This is a genomic window from Kribbella sp. NPDC058245 (assembly GCF_042882005.1).
Taxonomy (GTDB): Bacteria; Actinomycetota; Actinomycetes; order Propionibacteriales; family Kribbellaceae; genus Kribbella.
In genome coordinates, this window is the sequence record NZ_JBHVWY010000011.1 from 1 (window position 1) to 19,588 (window position 19,588).

At 67.9% G+C, this 19,588-nt stretch carries 13 protein-coding genes; 3 read left to right on the plus strand and 10 right to left on the minus strand.

The window, feature by feature from the left end:
- Positions 1–140: 140 nt before the first annotated feature.
- From ACFVWG_RS24595 to ACFVWG_RS24625, 7 genes are all read right to left on the minus strand, one after another.
- Positions 141–791, minus strand: coding sequence for a hypothetical protein (locus tag ACFVWG_RS24595; protein ID WP_391545733.1), 651 nt, complete (start codon positions 789–791; stop codon positions 141–143).
- A gap of 198 nt (positions 792–989) precedes the next feature.
- The gene (locus ACFVWG_RS24600; protein WP_391545734.1) at positions 990–2,804 is read right to left on the minus strand and encodes a glycoside hydrolase family 76 protein; all 1,815 of its coding nucleotides are present in this window, start codon (positions 2,802–2,804) and stop codon (positions 990–992) included.
- A gap of 1 nt (position 2,805) precedes the next feature.
- Positions 2,806–5,547: an AbfB domain-containing protein gene (locus ACFVWG_RS24605; protein ID WP_391545735.1), complete on the minus strand. Its 2,742-nt coding sequence runs from the start codon at positions 5,545–5,547 to the stop codon at positions 2,806–2,808.
- 108 nt (positions 5,548–5,655) lie between these two features.
- Entirely contained in the window at positions 5,656–8,778 is a 3,123-nt protein-coding gene (locus ACFVWG_RS24610) for a chromosome segregation ATPase (RefSeq protein WP_391545736.1), read from the minus strand.
- A complete protein-coding gene (locus ACFVWG_RS24615; RefSeq protein ID WP_391545737.1) occupies positions 8,775–9,464 on the minus strand; it encodes a hypothetical protein in 690 nt (229 codons plus the stop codon). The genes ACFVWG_RS24610 and ACFVWG_RS24615 overlap by 4 nt, the downstream gene beginning before the upstream one ends.
- Entirely contained in the window at positions 9,457–10,074 is a 618-nt protein-coding gene (locus tag ACFVWG_RS24620) for a hypothetical protein (protein WP_391545738.1), read from the minus strand. The genes ACFVWG_RS24615 and ACFVWG_RS24620 overlap by 8 nt, the downstream gene beginning before the upstream one ends.
- Positions 10,071–11,261 (minus strand): hypothetical protein, encoded by a 1,191-nt coding sequence (locus tag ACFVWG_RS24625; RefSeq protein WP_391545739.1) that lies wholly within the window; start codon positions 11,259–11,261, stop codon positions 10,071–10,073. The genes ACFVWG_RS24620 and ACFVWG_RS24625 overlap by 4 nt, the downstream gene beginning before the upstream one ends.
- Before the next feature lie 293 nt (positions 11,262–11,554).
- On the opposite strand from ACFVWG_RS24625, the gene ACFVWG_RS24630 reads away from it, so the two are divergent.
- The 3 genes from ACFVWG_RS24630 to ACFVWG_RS24640 all read left to right on the plus strand — a co-directional run bounded on the left by ACFVWG_RS24630 (position 11,555) and on the right by ACFVWG_RS24640 (position 14,111).
- Positions 11,555–12,352 (plus strand): TrmH family RNA methyltransferase, encoded by a 798-nt coding sequence (locus ACFVWG_RS24630; protein WP_391545740.1) that lies wholly within the window; start codon positions 11,555–11,557, stop codon positions 12,350–12,352.
- A 39-nt stretch (positions 12,353–12,391) separates the two neighbouring features.
- Positions 12,392–13,375, plus strand: coding sequence for a GDSL-type esterase/lipase family protein (locus ACFVWG_RS24635; protein ID WP_391545741.1), 984 nt, complete (start codon positions 12,392–12,394; stop codon positions 13,373–13,375).
- An 85-nt stretch (positions 13,376–13,460) separates the two neighbouring features.
- Positions 13,461–14,111, plus strand: a complete 651-nt coding sequence (locus ACFVWG_RS24640; RefSeq protein WP_391545742.1) for a hypothetical protein — start codon at positions 13,461–13,463, stop codon at positions 14,109–14,111.
- 552 nt (positions 14,112–14,663) lie between these two features.
- Here ACFVWG_RS24640 and ACFVWG_RS24645 read toward each other — a convergent pair.
- From ACFVWG_RS24645 to ACFVWG_RS24655, 3 genes are read right to left on the minus strand one after another with little or no spacing between them, the layout of a single operon-like run.
- Positions 14,664–15,566, minus strand: coding sequence for a hypothetical protein (locus tag ACFVWG_RS24645; protein WP_391545743.1), 903 nt, complete (start codon positions 15,564–15,566; stop codon positions 14,664–14,666).
- An 8-nt stretch (positions 15,567–15,574) separates the two neighbouring features.
- Positions 15,575–16,789 (minus strand): SWIM zinc finger family protein, encoded by a 1,215-nt coding sequence (locus tag ACFVWG_RS24650; protein WP_391545744.1) that lies wholly within the window; start codon positions 16,787–16,789, stop codon positions 15,575–15,577.
- Entirely contained in the window at positions 16,786–19,572 is a 2,787-nt protein-coding gene (locus tag ACFVWG_RS24655) for a DEAD/DEAH box helicase (RefSeq protein WP_391545745.1), read from the minus strand. The genes ACFVWG_RS24650 and ACFVWG_RS24655 overlap by 4 nt, the downstream gene beginning before the upstream one ends.
- Positions 19,573–19,588: the final 16 nt, after the last annotated feature.

The following is a 19,588-nucleotide window of genomic DNA, read 5'->3' on the forward strand; positions in this document are numbered from 1 at the left end:
CTGCGACCGGGAGGTCGTGGGAGAGTAGGACGCCGCCGGACTTTCACACTGTTAAGGGCCACCCCGCGAGGGGTGGCCCTTAACATATGTCCGGGTAAATCAGGACCCGGCTAAGACTGCCCAGCAGTACTGAGCTCGGCTCAGCCTTCCGGAGCGATGCCCACCAGGGCTGCAGCAGCGCAGATGTGGACCGGAGTGAGGTCTGCAGGTGACACCGGGGCCTGGAGCAGCGTTCCGCGCTCGAACGGCGTCAATTGAATGTCGATTCCGTGCGCGCCGGCCACCATCCCGCGGACGTACGTGAGCCAGCCCATCATCGGGATCCCCCGACGGAAGACTCCCGCGGCCGCTGCCAGCTCCGTATCGGCGATGCTGGCCCACTCTGGCTCCCAGATCGACACGACAGCACGCAGGACCTGCGCGAACCGATCTGACTGGATCAGCGCGTCGTCGTCGCTCCAATGCAGCGTGACCTGGTCCGACACCGTCGTGAGCGTCCCACCCATAGACAGGTCGAACAGCCAGGGCAGCTCACCAGTGCTCTGCAGGTGTAGCCGAGTGGTGCTGGAGCCGTTGGCGAGCACCTTCGTGGTCGCCTCGACCATTTCCTCGAGCGGAGTCGACCCATCCGCCTCGAGAACGTGGTACCCCCACCGCTCGTCCTGCGTCCACACATGGACGTCCGGGAACGCGACAGCGACCGCCGTCAGCGTCCGTCCCACCCGCAGCGCGCGGTGCTCGACGGTCTCGTCACGATGAGCCCACTGGGCGCGTAAAAGCCATGATGCCATCACGCCCTCCGATCGTGAGCCGGCCGATCCTGCGCAGCAGACGGTACGCCGGTGGCCGGATGGTTGGCCAGAGTTCCGCCTACTCGGCGTGAAGAGCCCGCGCGGTTCTCTGGAAGTTCCACCCGACCAGTCTGCGGCACCGATGGGTCGGAGGTGACCACCGGGGTCCGGTTTTGGTAAATAAGCGTCCGAAGTAGCTCAGGGTTTCGGTGTTGCCGCGAGCAATCCGCCGAGCGCGCTGGCCTGCGTCCGCCAGTCCCGGACTCCGCCGGCGGCCCAGCGTTGCCCGAGCCGGTTCAGCGTGTCCCGATCGTTCTGCCAGATCGAGTCTGCCTGCCGCTGCGCGTAGGTCTTGTACGACGCGTCACCGGTGCTGTCAGCGAGATCCATCAGGTACCGCATGAAGATGCCCTTGAACTGCTTCTGGTTGTCATCGCAGTTGCCCGCCGGGTCACATGACTCGGTCAGAATCCCTCCGGGACTCAGCACGGAAGACGACATCGCAGCGTCCCCTAGCTGCCGTGCCTTCGCCAGTACGGCGCTGTCTCCGGTGGCGCGCCACAACTCGAGCGCGCCGCCGATCGCCAGACCCTGGTTGTAGGTCCAGACCGTCTGCCCGTTGTTCGTGCACGAGGCGGTGATCCCGTCATTCACCAGGCCGGCCGAGTTGATCATGCCGCTGTTCTTGAACCAATTCCAACTGGTGGTCGCCCGCTGCAACCACACCGAGTCACCAGACAGGCGGTTGTGCAGAGCCGCGGTCATCCGGATGTACAGACCGTTGGTGACCGCGTTCTTGTAGGTCCGCTCGCGATCCCACCACACCCCGCCACCACACGAGCCGGTGTCCCAGTAGCCGTGGACGTAGTTCGCGATGGTCACCGCCATGTCCAGGTACTTCCGGTCGCCGGTGAGGTCGTACGCCTGGATCCAGGCGATCGCCCACCACTCGGTGTCGTCGATCGCCCGGCTGATGAAGTTACCCTCCAGCGCGTCACCGCTCTTCACTCCGGCCGCGAAGACACCCTTGTTCTTCTCATACATCTCGTTGACGATCCAGCGCAGATCGGTACGCCGGGTCCGCTGCTGGTAGTCCATCACCGTGGTCAGCGCGACCGCGGAGTTCCACCAGCTCGACAACCACCACGCGGTGTAGGGCTGGTACGAGTACATCAGCGCATCAGCCGCGGCTGAGGTTCGATCCGCCGCCGGCCGCGCCCACGCCGTACAGGTGCCGTTTTGGCCTTCGACTGCGCGGCCGCAGGCGCGGACCGCGCCGCCGTACAGCTTGGAGCGTGGGTCTGCTGTGGCGTAGAGCTTCGTCTTCACCGACGTCGAGCCGGAGCCGACACTGAGCCGGCCGAGGGAGGAGCCGCCGGGCCAGGAGGCGCCTTCGTTCCAGGAACGGTCGAGCCAGACCTCGTCGCCGGCATTGCCGGTGTCGATGGTTCCCCACGCCATCCCGCGGTTGTCGATGTGCAGCGCGATCCTGCGTCCGGAGAGTGCTGCCGATGGGATTGGCTGGTTGTCACCGGACGGGCCGTCGCTGCCGTCGCAAGCTGCGGCGCAGATGGTCGGATACGCCCAGGCGGTGCAATCCACTCCGGCTGCGTCGCCGCAGGCGCGGATCATCCCGCGCCGGTGGCCGGCTGGGTCGGCCAGGTTGTACATGAGCGTCCGGGTGCCGGTCCAGCCACCGGGGATCCAGGCCTTGCCGAGCAGGCCCTCCCAGGTCGCACCGCCGTCCCAGCTGCGGTCGAGCCACACCGAATCGTTGGCGACGCCGTTGTCGATGCTGCCCCAGGCCATCGAGTCCTTGTCTGAGACATGCAGTACGACGCGCCGTCCGTTGATCACCTTCTCCGGCACCGGGAAGGTCTCCTCCTGAGCCCGCGACGGATCGAGCGTGTCGCACGCGACCGAGCAGACCTGCGCCAACGGAACCACTCGGGCATACGCCGGTACGACGAGTGTCGCGCTCAGCACCGCGAGAGCAAGGAGTAGCCGGCGCATCTCAGCCTCCCAGCCCGGCCTGGTCGGTCCAGGTCGCGTCGGCGTTGTAGCTACCGCCACCGTCCCACGCGTTCGCCCCACTGGCTGTAGCGATGTACACCAGCTCACTGGCGTGACGCACGTAGTAGGTGGGGTAGTTGAACGACTGCAGAGACACGTTCCCCGCGCCGCCAGCCAGCGGAGGCTGTGCACAGAACGTCGCATCCCGGCGGAACGTGTCGGAACCGTCGCTGGTCGCCTTCTGCAGCCGGTAGTTGCTGTGCCGCAGGTACTGACCGGGGAAGTTGATCGACTCGAGCGAATAGCAGGTGCTCTCCGCCAGACCAGCCCGTATGACGAAAGTCGAGTCCTGGCGGTCAGCCAGCGCAGAGCCCGCGTCCACGACATCTGTTCGCGCCAGGCTGTCCCGATGCCGCAGTACCCGGTTGGTGTAGCCGGGCGTGGTCACGCGGAACGTGCGGGCCTGACCGACGCTGAGATCCGCACCGCTCTTCCACCACGCCGGTATGAGGTTCCAGGTGGAGTCGTCGCGGAAGGACCCACCGGTGTCGCCGTCGACCCACACTTCGGAGTTCCGGTGCCGCAGGTACTGACCGGGCCGCGCTGCGGACTCCAGTGACGTACCTCCGCCGCTCAGACCTGGGCGGGCACAGAAGGTCGCATCGGCCGCGAAGGTGCCGCCGGTGTTGGCCTCCTTGTAGACCCGCTGGTCACGCTGGCGCAGGTACTGGCCGGGGAAGTTGCGCGACTCGAACGAGAAGCAGTTGCCATTCGACAGCCCGGAGCGGACCCAGTACGTGGCGTCCTGCTTCAGACCCTGGCTGCTCCCGCCATCAACCACCTCGGTGTTCGCGACTCCGTTGATGTGCCGGAGATAGCGGTTGGTGTAGTTCGGCGTGGTGACCCGGAACGACACCAGCTTCCCGGTCGGCAACGCCGTACCGTTCGCTGCCGCCAGAACCTGCTGATGTACGGCGCGGACCCGGGCGAAGTCCATCTTCTGCACTTGCCGGTCGTAGGTGAAGAAGCCGTTGATCTCGTCTTCCACGTCCGTCGGCTCGGTGTAGATCGAACCCGACAGTCCGGAGCCATTGATCAGGTCCGGCAACTGACTGGTGATCTGGATGTAGCGGTTCGTCAGCGCTTCACTGGTCGGGAGCATCTCGTAGGCGAAGCTGTTCCCGCTCGGCCACTCGTGACCGGGCACGTGCAGCCCGAGCCCGCCGTACTCACCGAGCTGCAGTACCCGGGTACTCGACGGAGCCCGCGCGATCCCAGGACCGACGTACATGTGGTCGTCGATGATGTCGCCGTTGCCAGGGTCCGGATCGGAGTCGCAGCAGTTCGATCCGGAGTTGTGGTTGACCAGCCGGCTCGGGTCGAGGCTCTTCACCAGGTCGGCGATACGGCCGGCCTGGAACTCACCCCAGCCTTCGTTGAACGGGATCCACTGCACGATCGACGTGATCTGCTTGTGGTTGTCGATCATCCGGCGCAGCTCGGATTCGTACCGCGCTTCACCGGTCGTCGATGCGTTGCGGCCGGCCACGAGCGACGGCATGTCCTGCCAGACCATCAGCCCGAGCTTGTCGGCCCAGTAGAACCAGCGGGCCGACTCGACCTTGATGTGTTTGCGGACCATGTTGAAGCCGAGCGACTTCTGCTGTTCGAGATCGAAGCGCAGCGCCGTATCGGTCGGCGCGGTGTAGAGGCCGTCGGGCCAGAAGCCCTGGTCGAGGGTGCCGAGCTGGAAGACGAACTTGCCGTTCAGCGTCGGGCGCATGAACCCGCCGATCATCGCCTTGCCGACCGAGCGCATCCCGAAGTACCCGCCGACCGCGTCGCTGCCGAGCGTGACCTTGAGGTCGTAGAGGAATGGGTCATCGGGTGACCAGAGCCTGGCGTTCGGCACCGGCACGCGGAACGACGTACCGGTGACGCCGGTGGCTTCTCCGACGACCTGGCCGCCGGACAGGACCTGTGCACGCACCGATTGACCGGCGGATGAGGCTTGGACGTTGAGGTCGAGGCCGCCGGCGGCGACGTTCGGAGTGGTGTCGAGGCGGGTGATCCAGGTGGCCTGAGTCGGTTCGAGCCAGACGGTCTGCCAGATGCCGGACGACGGGGTGTACCAGATGCCGCCGCGGTTGAGGCGCTGCTTGCCGGACGGGATGTCCTCGGCGTCGACCGGTGCCCAGACACCGACGATGATCTCGTTGTTCCCGGCGCGGAGTGCCGAGGTGACGTCGTACGAGAACGCGTCGTACCCGCCCTCGTGCGTACCGAGCAGGACGCCGTTCACCCAGACCTTGGACTGCCACATGACGGCGCCGAAGTTCAGCTGTACATGCCGGCCGGACCAGCCGGACGGGATGGTGAAGTTCCGCTTGTAGTACATGCGGTTCTCGTGCCGCTGGATGCCGGACAGCGCCGACTCGATCGGGTACGGGACCAGCACCTCCTCGGCCAACGTCCCACCGATCGGCGGGCTGTTGAGGTTGCTGGTCGGCGCGAACTGCCAGACGCCATTGAGGCTCTGCCAATCCGTCCGGGTCAGCTGCGGCCGCGGGTACTCAGGCAGCGGGTTGGTCACCGAGACCTGATTGGTCCACGGCGTCGTCAGCGGTGGCGGCTTCGGCGCGAACGCCTGGGCGGGTGCCGAGACCAGCCCGGTGCTGAGGATCGCGAGAACGATCAGCAGAGTAAGCCGTACGGAGGCATGACGAAGCAGGCCGGAGGTCATCTGTGGTCTCCTCGGGGCGGTAGGAGAGAGCGCTCTCACCCGTCAGTATGAAGACTCAAGCGACTTAATCAAGACTCTGGATGATTGTTTCTGTGGGAAAGCGTCGAACTACGTGAGGGTGGGCGACGCCATCTCGAGCGTCGGGGTCTTGCCGCGGTAGGACTCGAGCCACGAGCGCAGCAGCTCCACGCGCGCGGAGTATTCCTCGTTGCCCTTGACGACGGGAGCCTGGTTGTACGCCATCGTGTCCGAGCTGCGGCGCAGCTTGACGTAGAGCCGCGACGACGCGAGGGCGTAGCGCTCCATGTCGTCCTGCAGCGCACCGATGACCGTGATGTTGCGGTCGCGGCCGATCTGCTCGAACAGCGCCACGGCCTCGCGGCGGTGCTGAGAACCCAGGTTGCGGCCGAGCTCGTCGAGGATCAGCAGCAGCGGCCGGTCGGAGCCGCCGGCCAGCGCAGCGGCGCAGACCAGCTTCACGGCCTTCTCGTCCATCTGCGCGGTGTTGCCCTTGACGTTGAACGCCGAGAACGGGCCGCCTTCGGAACGTCGCCACTTCGGCGTGACGGTCCACCGCCACGGCTTGTCCGGCTCGGCGGGCGGGTCGGGCTCGGGGAACTCGAGCTTCGCGCCGTAACCGCCGTACTGCTGGTCGAGGCGGTCGAACTCCTGTGACACCAGGCGAAGCCGGGCCTTGATGCCGTCGGCAAGTGATGCGCGGTGCGCGCGGGCTGTGCTCTCGGCCTCGCCGAGTCCCTCGCGCGCACGCTCCAACGCGGCGTTGCGCTCGGCGCGCTGGTTGGCGATCTGCTGTTGCTGCAGGCTGTCGAACGTCTCGTGCTGCGCAAGGTGGCTGCTTAGCGTCCGGTGCAGCGCTGGGACCAGGCCGACGCGGGCGCCGAGCGTGCCGTTCGTCCAACCGTCCGGGCCGTTGAGGATCTCCCAGAGCTCGGCCGGGATCTCCTCACGCGAGCGAGCGTTGGGGAAGCAGCGGCGGATCACGTCATCGAGCTGCGTGCACGCCTGATGATTCCAGTCAGCCGTCGTACGGCGTTGCGCGTCGTCAGGCAGCCCGAGGAGGAACTCCTCGGCTTCGGCCGGTGTGGTGCCCCAGGCCGTGATCCGGCTGGTCAGGTCGAGCGCGGTCTGCTCCTCGAGCAGTCGCAGCCGGCGGCCGGTGAGGTCATCGAGGATCCGGTCGTGATCGCGGCGAGTCGATTCAAGGTTCTTGAGCCGCTCGTCGCGAACCAGTTGCTGGCCGGCCGCAGCTTCGGCGGATTCCTTGGCTGCTTGGAGTTGCGGCGCGAGCGAGTCGCGGTCGTTCTCGTGGCGGTCGATCGTTTCGCGCAGCGCGAGGATCTGCTCCTGCACCGACTCGGCGTCGGCCAGCGCGCGAGCGGCCGCCGTACGGCGCTCTGCTTGGTCGACACGGGCCCGAGCTTGCTCCAGCGCGGTTGATGCTGCGGCGCGTGCTTCGGCTGCAGCCTCGACGCGACGGCGTGCCGCCTCGATCCGCGCGGTCCGGCCGGTGAGCGGTTCGTCGAACTGGCCGACCGCGACGACGCCGGCGACGTCGTCGATGTTGTCCTTGGTTGCGCGCTCGGCGAGCGTCGTGAAGAAAGCATCCAAGGCGAAGCGCTTGTCGGCCGAGGTCGGAATACCCTTGGCGCGCTTGCCGGCGGTACCGGGCCGATTCGCCAGCACCAGCAGGAATCCGGCGTACCCGGCATCGGCCAGCGCTGCCGAAGCAACCGCCGCATCACCGGCGTCGATGACGACAGCTTCCCGGTACGGCGCCAGTCGCGGCTCCCACTCGGATCGGGCTGCAGCGGGGAGGTCGGTGATGTCGGTCAGCGCGCCGCATTCGAGCCCGGCGTTCTCCAAAACCTGCTGCTGAGCAGCGGAAACGGTCTGCCCGCTCTCGGCCTCGCGCAGCTCGGCGGTCGCGACGTCGACCGCGGATCGGGCAGCGTGGTCGCGCCCGATGTGTTCCTCCAGCGCTTCACGCGCTTCGGCCTGCTCTTCGCCGGCCGCAACCAGATCGCGCCCGTCCGCGGAACGACCCGCATCCAGCAGTCGGCGGTGCTCTTGCCCCATGCGCTCGAGCTGCTCACGGACCGAGCGCTGCGCGAGGTCGAGATCGCGGTCGCGCGCATCGAGCTTGTCGCGCTCCTGCCGGGTCAACTGGACATCGCGGAGCAGAACCTCCTCGTTGCCGAAGGCATCGATCCCGGCGTCGACCGCCTCCCGGCGCGCCTCCTGCTCGGCGACCCGCCCGTCGAGTTCACCGAGCTCCTGCAGGATCTCGCCGTTCCGGGCGTCACCGTCGATCAGGTGTCGCGCACAGCGCGCCTGCCAGGACTCCTTCGCGGAGGCCAACGCATCCCGGGCCGCGCCACGCTGCAGGATGCCGGCCTCAACCGCAGCCATCTCCTGCTCCCAGCGCTGCAGGTCGGCGGCCGCCTGCTTGGTCGCCTCGCGCTGCGTGTGCTCGGCCGATCGGTGCGCTTGCTCCTGCTCGAGTTCGTGGTCAAGGCCGGTCAGGGTTGCGATCGCGTTGAAGATCCGCGCCGGGCCCAGCTCGTTCAGCGGTTCGGCGAGCAGGTTCGCGGTCGGGCTCGAACGCACCGAGGTCGAGAGGAACGAGACGCAGCGGACCTGGCCGCCGTACAGAACGCTGGACAGCTTGTTGGCGTGGAAGTCGGTGCGGCCGTTGGAGTGCGGCAGCGCCGCCCACAACGCGTCGGCCCCGGCAGCGCGCTCGGCCTCGGTCGCGCCGTACGGGACATGCAGGCCGTTCTTCCAGCGCAGATCCAGGTACGACGCTTTGCGGTTGATGCGGATCCAGACGGTGATCGCGGCCGCCTCGATCTCGTCGAGTTCGGTGAGGTCGGGATCGGAGAAGACGCCGACGATGTAACCGCGGTCGACGTTCGACCAGTTGCCTTCCTGGCCGGCCGCCTCGGCGGTGAACAGAAGCTCGGCCGCACCCGGCGCACCGCTGGTGAGCCGCCACTGGTCGTCCGCGTGCAGCAGGCTGAGCGCGGCGATCCAGGACGACTTGCCGGCGCCGTTCGAGTCGGTCGGGCCTTGACCCGCGACCGTGACGAGCCCCTGACCGACCATCGGAATCGGGTGTGTGGACAGCCGGGACAGGTCGACGACCTGGACACCGAGCAGCACCTTCGACCCGAGGATGTCGAACGGACCGTCCTCCACCGTGCTGCTCATGCCACTCCTTCTTCTTGTTCGGCGCTGCTCGATGCGTCGTCCAGCGGGGTTGCCGTCCCGTTGCGGGCCCGGATGGCTTCAGCGATCGGACTGGCCGGCGCTGCGGCCAGGATGAGTTGGTCCTGCAGCCGGCGCCGGGCGGCGGGGGTCAGGCGTTGTAGCTGTGGACCGGGGATGTAGCTCGGACCACCGGAGTGGTCACCGGACAGCTGGATAAGTCCGGCTGCGCGCAGTCGTTGCAGTGCGAGCCGTCGCTCTTCACCGCTGATCTTGGTAGTGCGGAGCTCGTCGACGGTGGTTGGCCGGGCCGACTTCCAACTGTCGCCGGTGAGGATGCCTTCGCTGCGGGGAATCGCGACGGAGTGGATCAGCACCAGGACCAGTACGGCGCGGTCGACGACCGACAACGGCTGCCAGCCCTGCGCGGTCAGCGCAGCGGCGATGTCATCGGCGTACCCGGACGTCCAATGCGTGCCGTCGACCTGCACGAGCACGCGGCCGATCAGCTTCAGCATCTTCTGCACCTGTCGCCGCAGCGTGACATCACGCAGACCGGCCAACTGCACCTCGGCCACGGGATGCGCGGCGTACTGAACAGCACTGAACGCGGCCAGCACCTCATCACGCGCGCGGTCGCTCAGGTCCTGCAACAACGGATCGAACAACACATGCTGCTGCTCACTCATCAGCAGCCTCCGGTACCAGCGGCTCAGGCTCCGCGGCCTCAGGTGTAGTGCTGAGGACAGGTGGTGGGGGATCGGGGAGGTGCCGGCAGAGGTCTCGGAGAGTCGCTTGGTCGGCCGCCGTCCAGTTGATGACGCGCGGACCGAGCCGCACCTCGCCCGCCTTCTCGTTCCAGCGAATCCAATGCGTCGCGTGCAGCCGCCGCAGGCTGCCGATGATCAGAGTCAGGTCACTCGACTGCTCGGCCCGCCCCCGCATCCCGGCGTACACGGCTCTCACCTGGGCAAGCGTCCCGACCGAACCAGGCCAAGCCGAACCACTGCGATCAGTCCAGCAACACGCAACCACGATCGCCAGCACGCGAGCAGTCTCATTCGGCTGCTCAACAGCGACCGGCGGCGTTCCAAGCTCATCCAGTACGGCGTGCCCCGCGCCCGACGGCATCATCGGCACCAGCCAGACCGTGGAGCCGTCCGGCTCGGCTGCGCGGGCCAATCCAGCCACCGCTGGCGTATCCGGGTCCACCGCGAGTGGGCCGGCCGACTGCACCTTCGCCCACCACAGTGCGTTGTAGAGCCGTCGCTCGACGGCCTCCGAAGCCGGGGTGCTCATCGGCTCACCCGGCGGAACACGCCTTCGGTCGCCCACGGCGTCCCGGCCGCTGGGTCGATCCGCATCCCGTCGGACCACACCAGCTCATAGTCCAGCTCGTCATGCAGGTGTGCGGCGGTCAGCTCGGCCAGCACTCGGCGCGCCGTCACCCAGTCGCCCGCGTCGTCGACCACCTCGACGATGTCCACCGACGGCCGTCCGGCGAGCACCCGCTCAGCCTCGGACCGCAGCTCCTCACGATCAGTCGCTGCAGCCGACTCGGGTGCATCCACATCCGCAGTCGGGCGGGGCGGCGCCATCCGCGCCGTACCGGATCGGCGTCCGGTCTCCACCGCTTCGACCATCGTCTGCGGCGAGAAGTCCGGCGCGGCTGCGTCGAACAGCAGCCCGTCCAGCACCGCAGCCAACGCGTCCGGCTCGCTTCCGCGGGTGAACGACACCCAGGTCTCGATCGGGAGCAGGCCGAGGGCGCGCGTCGTACCGGCTCTCTCGACCAACCGGCCCGCGGCCAGCTGGACAGCATCGGCATACGCGGCGAGTGACATCCGCAGCGACGTGCAGGCCCGGTGCAGACCCGGCCAACGGCCGAGGACGATGCGGTGGACTGTCTCGGCCTGCTCGATCAGCCGCTCGTTACCCCAGGCGAGCTGCGCATTCTCCCGGAGCTGGGCGCTGGTGCTGGTCGCGACGAGAATCGCCAGCTCGTTACCGAGTAGACGGAAGACCTTGGTCAGGCGCTCGATCGAAGCGAGCCCGTCCTCCTCGGTGGACTTCGGGTCGCTGACGCTGTGTGCCTCCAGGGTCAGCAGCTGGTGCAGCTCACCCTGACCGCCCTGCACCGACATCCGGCGCAGGAACATCAGCATCACGTACGGCGCGAAGGCCGCGCGGTGGCGCAGCTCGTTCGGACGGTCGACGAGCTTGGTGATCGCGCCGTACTGCCGGAGCACCTCGAAGCGGCGGACGATCACATCGTGCGGGTAGGCGCGGCAGGCCAGCGTCGCCTGCTCGACGGTCAGCCCGTCGCTCCCGGCCTCCGCGAACGCGTCCAGAATCGCCTGATCGGCGTCCAGCAGCTCCGGATCGACGATCATCGCCCCGGCCTCGCGTGCGAGCACGGCGAACACCTGCCGGTAGACGCGCAGCACGGCCGCTTCGGCCTCCGCGTCCAGCAACGTCGCGTCCATGCTCACTCCTCCCGTGTGGTACCGCCCCCGCGAGCGAGCGGCAACCAGGAAAAGGACTCTAGCCATCGACTCCGACAGACCAAAACCGGGCCCGCCGAGCCTGTGGAAAACCTGATGACGACGGCGGCCGATGCTGCCTACCATCGCGAACATGAAGCAGCATCACCTTGGCTGACGCGGTCCAGGTAGACCGCGTCAGGACCACAACGCCGCTTGAGGCGTTCACACACCGGTGCGCGACCCACGACAGGGTCCCCGGTGCGCTGCTCAGTTCTCCAGTACGGAGTCCGCACATGACTGTGCACCCCGCTGCGCCCGCTATCGGCGCCCAGCACCCCGCTGTCCGTGACCTGCTCACTGTCCGCAAGGACGCCGCTCCCGGCCGCATCCTCGTCGAAGGCGCCTGGGAACACGACCGCCTGCTAGCCACCGACACCCACCTCGAGACGTTCTTCTGGTGCCCTGAGGCCGGTACGACGTACCCGGTCGACCGGATCGCGGAGCGGGCCACTGAGGTCTACCGGATCTCGCCCAAGCTGCTCGACCGCCTGTCCCGCAAGACCCGCTCGGACGGCCTGCTCTCGATCGCGCGCCTCCCCGAGTGGGAACCACGCGACTTCCGATTCAACGCGGAGTCGCTTGTCCTGGTCGCGGACGGCGTCGAGTACGCCGGCAACCTCGGCACGCTGATCCGGACGGTCGACGCTGCTGACGCAGACTGCCTGGTCCTGACCAACAGGCGAGCCCGACCGAGCCATCCGGCCGTGTACTCCGCCAGCCGAGGCATGGTCCTGTCGACACCAGTCGTGGAGTTCGACGAGATCAGTGAGGCGGCGGCCTGGCTGCTTGAGCACGGTTTCCAGGTGCATCTGGCCGATCCGGCGGCTCAGGGCAGTTACCGGGAGACGTCGTACGACGGTCCGACCGCGTTCGTGGTCGGGTCCGAGGGCTCGGGGCTGTCGCCGGAGTGGCATGCCCAGGGCTTCGGTGGTGTGTCGATCCCGATGCTCGGCCAGGCCGACTCCCTGAACGTCGCGCTCTCCGCCGGCATCCTGCTGTTCGAGGCGCGGGCCCACAAGAACGGGTGGTGAAAGAATGGACGCCGCCACCAACGACAAGGGAGTTAGAACGTGCCGTTCGAGCCGGGCGAAGTGGTCGCCCCGTCAGACCCGCGGATCGTCCTGGAGGGCCAGTGGGGTCACCAGCCCGGCGTCGCGATCACCGTGAACTCCGGGTCGCGGCTCTCGTTCTCCTTCGCGGGGGAGTGGGTGCAGCTGCTCTTCGACACGGACGGCCTCACGGTCGCGCCACACCTGTGGATCACGGTCGACGACGGTGAACCGACGCTGCACGTGGTCGAGGACTCGGTCATCGACCTGTCCGCACCCACCGGCCGCCACAAGGTCGAGGTGGTCGTCAAGGACGTCAACGAGCACGCCAACCGGTGGAACCCGCCGTTCGAGAGCGCGGTGGTCTTCGCCGGTCTGGTCCTCGACGTGAACTCCCGCCTGCGGCTCAGCGGCCGGCCCGGTGGACCACGACTCGAGTTCTACGGTGACTCGATCACACAGGGCGTGCGGGCGATCGGCCCGGAGATCGAGTCGGAGGGCGTCGACGGTACGGCGAGCTACGCGTACCTCACCGCCCGCGCCTTCCGAGCGACGTCGTACCAGGTCGGTTTCGGCAGCCAGGGCATCGTGAAGCCGGGGAACGGCGAGGTGCCGTCGGGGCTGGAGTCGTTCGGCTGGAACTTCGCCGGTTCACCGGCCGAGCGCGTCGAGTCGCCGGACGTGGTGGTGGTCAACCTCGGAGTCAACGACGAGACGCTCACGGCCGATCAGTACGGCGAGTACGTCGGCCGCGTGCGATCGGCGTACCCCTCGACAACGGTGGTCGCGCTCACGCCGTTCAACGGCAAGCACGCCGACACGATCGCGGCCGCGGTCAAGTCGTTCGACGACGAGAACGTCGTACTGATCGATTCGACCGGCTGGATCACCGAGGACGACTGCACCGACAACATCCACCCGTCGGTCGCGGGTCACGCCAAGATCGCCGCCCAGCTCGTCCCGGCGCTGGAAGCCACGACGGCACTGCGTCTTCCTTCTATTTAGCACAGAAGCGCGACCCAAGAAACAGACTGCTTCTTTTCCTCGCGGCCGCCCACACTCGGAGGCGGCCGCAACAGGAGGAGAACCCATGATCACCCCGGACGACCTCGACACCGCAGTCACCTGTGTCGTCGACGCCCTACGCCCAACCGTCGACCAGGACTGGTCCGCACCCGCCGGCTCGCTCGACTGGAGTTGCCGCACCACCGCCGAACACATCGCCCAGGCGCACCTCCACTGGGCGACCCAGCTCGCTGTCGCCGCGCAGACGAAGTACGTCCGCTGGTCAGCCACCGCTCAAGAACTCGCCCCGCCCGCCGGCGTCCTCGACTTCCTCGAAGCCGCCGGTCGCATCCTCGCCCTGGTCGTCCGAGCCACCCCATCCTCCGTCCGCGCCTACCACCCCTGGGGCATCGGCGACCCCGAAGGTTTCACGGCCATGGCCTGCGTCGAGTCCCTCCTCCACGGCCACGACCTCACTTCGACTCTCGGCAACCCGCTCGACCCATCCGCCGACCTCTGCGCCCGCATCCTGGCCCGAGCCTTCCCCCACGAACCCCAGCCCACCGAGGACCCCTGGCTCAACCTCCGCTGGCTAACCGGCCGAACCGAAATCCCCAACACCCCAACGCCCACCAGCTGGAAGTGGCGCCCCACCCCACTCAACGAGACCTGGACCCCAGCCCCCGAAGCAGCCCCCATGCCCTTCACCCCCCTGCCGCTGCCGACGTCGGGATGACCGCGCGGCTCCAGCGCTAACGTCCGAACGATCGGAGACATGGTCTCCGGTTCTTCGGACGTTGCGGTCGGTTCTGCGCTAACGTCCGAACAACCGCAGACATGGTCTCCGGTTCTTCGGACGTTGTGGTCGGTTCTGCGTTAACGTCCGAGCAACTCGAGACGTGGTTTCCGGTTCTTCGGACGTTGGCGAGATCGTGCGTGGCCGAACGGCCGTGGGGAGGGATTAGCGGAGATCTACTGCCAAATAGCGGCAGTGGATTACCGCAAACCGGACCGGATGGTGGTTAGCCGGATTGGCTGGTTGGCGCTGGGGGACCTCATGCCGCCCACCCAGTGCGTGCATCGACGCCGGCGGATCGGGTACCGGGGGAATCGACCCCCGGCGGGTGGTCGAGCCGCGGAGAAGCAGGAGCCTCACAGTCACGACGGCTAGTCCGACTCGTGGCGAGGGTTTTACAGCAGAGAGCGACTGGACCCACTCCTCACCACCCGCCGGGCCCACTCGAACGGCCACCCGACCCACGTCAGCACCACTCGACCTCGACCACAACTAACGCCGGTACGACACCACCATCGCGCGCCCGAGTTCCAGCACCGCCGGAGCCTGACCATCTCTGGTCGTAAAGACATCGACGTAGGTCTTCGCGACTCGATAGGTGACGTAGCCGTTGGTCTCCTGCCAGCCAAGGTCTCCGACCTTCACAGCCTTTGCTGGGGGAGCCGGATACTGCCGGAAGATGCCAGCCTGATCGGAGGTTGAGCCGCCGCCCCGAATGAGGACGGTGTCCGTGGCCGAACCCCACTGGCAGTAGGTAGTGCCGTCGACCGTTCCGCCACGCCGAAGGACCGCCTTGGTACCAAGGGCCTTTTCGGCCGCGGCGAGGCCGGGCGCACAGTGCGGTGGGTCGACGATCGGTGCGGCGATGGGCAGTCCGTTGGGTAGCTCAGTGATGGCCTTGGCCATGTCGCGGAGCTCGGCAAGCGTGGAACGGTCGCTGCGATAGGCGCTGCCGTATGCGCTGTCGCCGCGGATCAGGACCAGACGATCAGCGGTTCGGAAGCCGAGCTGCGGGGCGGCAGCGACTGGGTCCAGCGTCCAGGAGCCCTCACCCAGTCCGCCGTCCATCACCTTGGCAGCGACATGGCCGCTGCGGAAGTTCTCCTCTGTCACTTTCCGGAGCCGAACGGCCTCGGCGGCGCTGACGGGCAAGATCGAGAGCGAGACCCGAACCATGTGCTGCGGTGCCTCGGTGTCTGTCAGTTTGCAGCTGTCCGCCATCGGCGCCAGCGCGCTCGGTAAGGCCGCCGTCACTTTCCAGGTGCCGGCCAGTTTCGGCAGCATGCGTTCGCACAAGTTGCCGGTCGCAACCGGTGCGGGTGCTGGCTTCTTGTCCGACTGGCAGCCAGACAAGAGCAGTACGAGTGCGCCCGCGATGGCGATGATCCGCCGCATCAATCCCCCTAAGACTCCAACAGGTCTTGAGGATAAGGGGCGGGCGGGCGACTCAGGGTCCAGTCGCCGAAGTGTTGGTCGAAGCGGTACCAGAGACCGTCCGCGCCCAGGCGGAGTTGGCGTTTGCCGGCGGTGACTCGGTTGGCTTCGATGGTGGCCCTCGGCATCAGAGCGGCCGCTTCGGCCAGAGCATCGGGGTCGACGTCCGTTGGTGAATCGAGGGTGACGGATAACCCGCCGGCGCCGCCTTCGCGCCAGGCGGCAGCCCAGCTGGTGAGCTGACGAGCCGGTACGCCGGAGCGATGCGCGAGCTCGGCCAATTCCGCCGTACCGACTCCCGCGGCCCGCCGCGCAAGGTCCTGATCGAACGTCAGCTCCGAACCACCGTCCCCCGAAGCCAACTCCCAAGCACGCTGCGCAGCGTCGGTCGCCAACGCCACGAGATCCCGTACGTCGATCTCCGACGAGCGAGGTGGATCCAACGCCTGCACCGCTGCGGGTAGTCGCGCGGTCCGCAACGGTCGCGGCACAACCGGCAGCACGCCGATCCGAGCCTCGTAAGCAGCCCGAGCCGGAATGCCTGGGGGAGCGGCCTTCACGACAGGCGCCGTGGATGCAGTCCCTCGACGGGCACGGAGGGCCGCGAGCAGGTCATCGCGCGACCGACCACGGAGCAGCAGTAGTTCAAAGGGATCGGCATCGAGTGCATCGGTGATCACGTAACAGACGGCTGCCGAGTGTTTGCACGGTACGGCGAAGTCCGGGCAGTTGCAGTTCGTCAGGACCTCGCCCGCACCCGGCAAGAGGTCCAGCCCGGCCGCACGCACGTCATCGACCACCTCAGGCGGCAGTTCACCATCCAGCAGCGCCGCCACTCGCCCAATCTGAGCGGACACGACGTCGAGCACGGCGTCCCACTCCGCGCTCGAGAATGCTCGGATCCGCACCGCCACCTGGTACGGCGTCACCCGGCTGCCCTGCACGACCGCGTCGACCTCGCCGGGGGTGACCGTCAGCTCCAGCACGCTCCCGCGCCTCGCGTACGAACGCCCACGCGCCAAGCGGTTCGGATCGAGTCGCGCCCGTTGCTCCAACGCTTCCAGCCAGGCGCGTCCCCACCAGGTCGCACCGAACGGCCGTCGGCTCCCTGGCCCACGCGCGGCCGGCAGCCCCGCGTCCTCGCCTTTGTCCCGCCAGCCCTGCCAAGGTGTGCGCTCGTTCACGGCTTGGCCCTCCCAACAGCAGAAGGGTTGTATCCACTCGCCGACCCCGACCGAGCCGGCCCGGTTGACAGCTCGACAAGCTCAGACAGCTCCGCATCGGACAGCTCACTCAGCCACGCCTCACCCGAACCAACCACCGCGTCAGCCAGCGCCCGCTTGCCCGCGATGACTGCCGAGATCCGGTCCTCCAACGTGTTCTCCGTGACAAGCCGGTGCACCTGGACCGGCCGATCCTGCCCGATCCGGTACGCGCGGTCGGTCGCCTGATCCTCGACCGCCGGATTCCACCAGCGGTCGTAGTGCACGACATGCGTCGCCTGCGTGAGCGTCAGCCCGACACCACCCGCCTTGAGCGAGAGCAGGAACACCGGCGACTCACCGGCCTGGAACTGCGCGACCATCTGCTCGCGCTTCCGCACCCCGATCCCACCGTGCAGGAACAGTGGCTGCACACCACGCGTCGCCAGATGCGCTTCGATCAGCCGGCACATCTCGACGTACTGGCTGAAGATCAGCACCGATTCACCTTCGGCGAGGATCACGTCGAGCAGTTCGTCGAGCGCGGCCAGCTTGCCGGACCGTCGCTCCAGCGGCCCCTTCTCATGCAGGAAGTGGGCCGGGTGGTTGCAGATCTGTTTGAGCTGTGTGAGCAGACTGAGCACGAGCCCGCGCCGCTCGATCCCTTCCGCGGCTTCAATCTTGGCCAGCGTCTCCTTCGCGACCGCTTGGTAGAGCGTCGCCTGCTCGATGGTCAGCGGTACGACGACGTCCTGCTCGGTCTTCGGCGGCAGCTCCGGTGCGATCCCGGGATCGATCTTGCGCCGCCGCAGCAGGAACGGCCGGGTGACGCGCGCCAGCCGAGACGTCGCCTCCTCGTCGTGATACCGCTCCACCGGTACGGCGATGTCCTGCCGGAACCGGTCGAGGGTGCCGAGCAACCCCGGCGCTGCCCAGTCCAGAATCGACCACAGCTCGGACAACCGGTTCTCCACCGGTGTCCCGGTCAACGCGAGCCTGGTTGCCGACGGCAACGTCCGCAGTGCGCGAGCGGTCCGGGACAACGGGTTCTTGGCGTGCTGCGCCTCGTCCGCGACGGCCAGCGCCCACTGCACCTCGCCGAGCACCTGATGGTCCTGTCGGACGACGCCGTACGTGGTCAGCACCACTTCGTCCGGCGCGATGTCACTCAACGTCCGGCCCGCTCCATGGAAGCGCCGAGTCGGCACATCCGGGGCGAACCGGGCGAATTCCCGCTCCCACGTGCCGAGCAGCGTCGACGGGCACACCACCAGCGTTGGCCCACGACCGCGCCGTAACAAGTGCAAGGCGATGACCTGGATCGTCTTGCCCAGACCCATGTCATCGGCCAGACAACCGCCAAGCCCGAGATCGGCCAGCTGCGCCATCCACGCAACGCCGCGACGCTGGTAGTCCCGCAGCGTTGCGTGCAGCCCCGGCGGCTCCACGAACGGAGCAGTCTCGTCACCCGACCGGAGCCGCGCCAGCATCTCTGCGAGCGACCCGTCCGCGTCGAACGCGACCAGCTCGCCGTCGACCACGATCGTCCCGGTGAGCGCAGCCCCGAGCGCCTCGGCACCGGTCAGCTTCTGCGACCCGCCGCGGCGCAGCTTCCGCACGAGGTCGTGGTCTACGCGCACCCAGCGCCCACGCATCCGGATCATCGGCCGCTTCGCCTCCGCGAGCGCGGCCACCTCATCCTCGGTCAGCTCTTGCCCGTCCAGCATCGGCCGCCAACGGAACGCGACCAGCTCGGTCAAGCTGAAGTCCGGGCCTGTCACAGCCCCAGGTGTCGGCGTCCCGACCGTCCCGCGCACGCTGAGCTCACTCGCGAACAGCTCGGCAGGCCAGAGCACCTCGATGCCCGCGCCCTCTAGCGCCGTACTGCCCTCGGCCAACTCTTCCAACGCATCGTCATCCACGTCGACCGCTGACGGCGCTGCGTCCCGTAACGCTGCTGACAGCGGCGGCCACACTCGCGCCCCACGCCGCAGTGCCAGCAGAAGGTCAGTCTCGGCTCGCTCACCGAGCGCCGCGAGCACTGCGGCCGGTGAGGTCCAGACATCGGCCACATCGACCAGCAGGCTCGGATCCAGCTCACTGCGAAGCTGCAGCACGGCTTGGAAGTCAGACAGCTCCTCAGACGGCGGCTCGATCCGCAGCACCAGCCGCGCACCGGCGTCCTCGCTCTGCGCAGTCTCCGCCAACCACGCCGTCGGCCCGGTCACCGCCACCGGTTCCACCGCCGCGAACGGCGCCGCCCCTGGACGAGCCGTGACCGCAGCAGCAGGCGTCCGCACGAGCGTGTCCGCAATCGCATCCCAGAACGCCCGCACGAGTTGCTCCGGATCGACCAGCCGCACCGGTCGCGACCCCTCGATCGGCAACGCATGCCCGTACGGCGGCATCGCGGCGACCAGTTGCTTCAGCCAACCCCGGTCCGGCGGATCCAACGGTGCCACCCGCCAACCGCCGTACCCACTGGGGGTGAGATCGGGCACCAGCCGTCCGCGCGCGATCAGCCCCAACCCGGCTAAGGCAGCCGCCCGCCAGGCCTCCCAACTCGCGGCGCCTTGCACCGGTGTTGACGCGAGCGCGAGCGCCTCCGTGATGCTCAGTATCCGCGCCGGGACCGTCGTCCGCCGGACCTGCGATCCCTGTGGGAGCACGAGGTTGACGCTCTCGTCGGCCGCGTCGATGTCGCCGTACAACGCCAAACGGCCCGCGCGCGGCGGGTCGGCTGGGAGGAAGACGGCGTCGAACATGCCCTGCACAGTACGC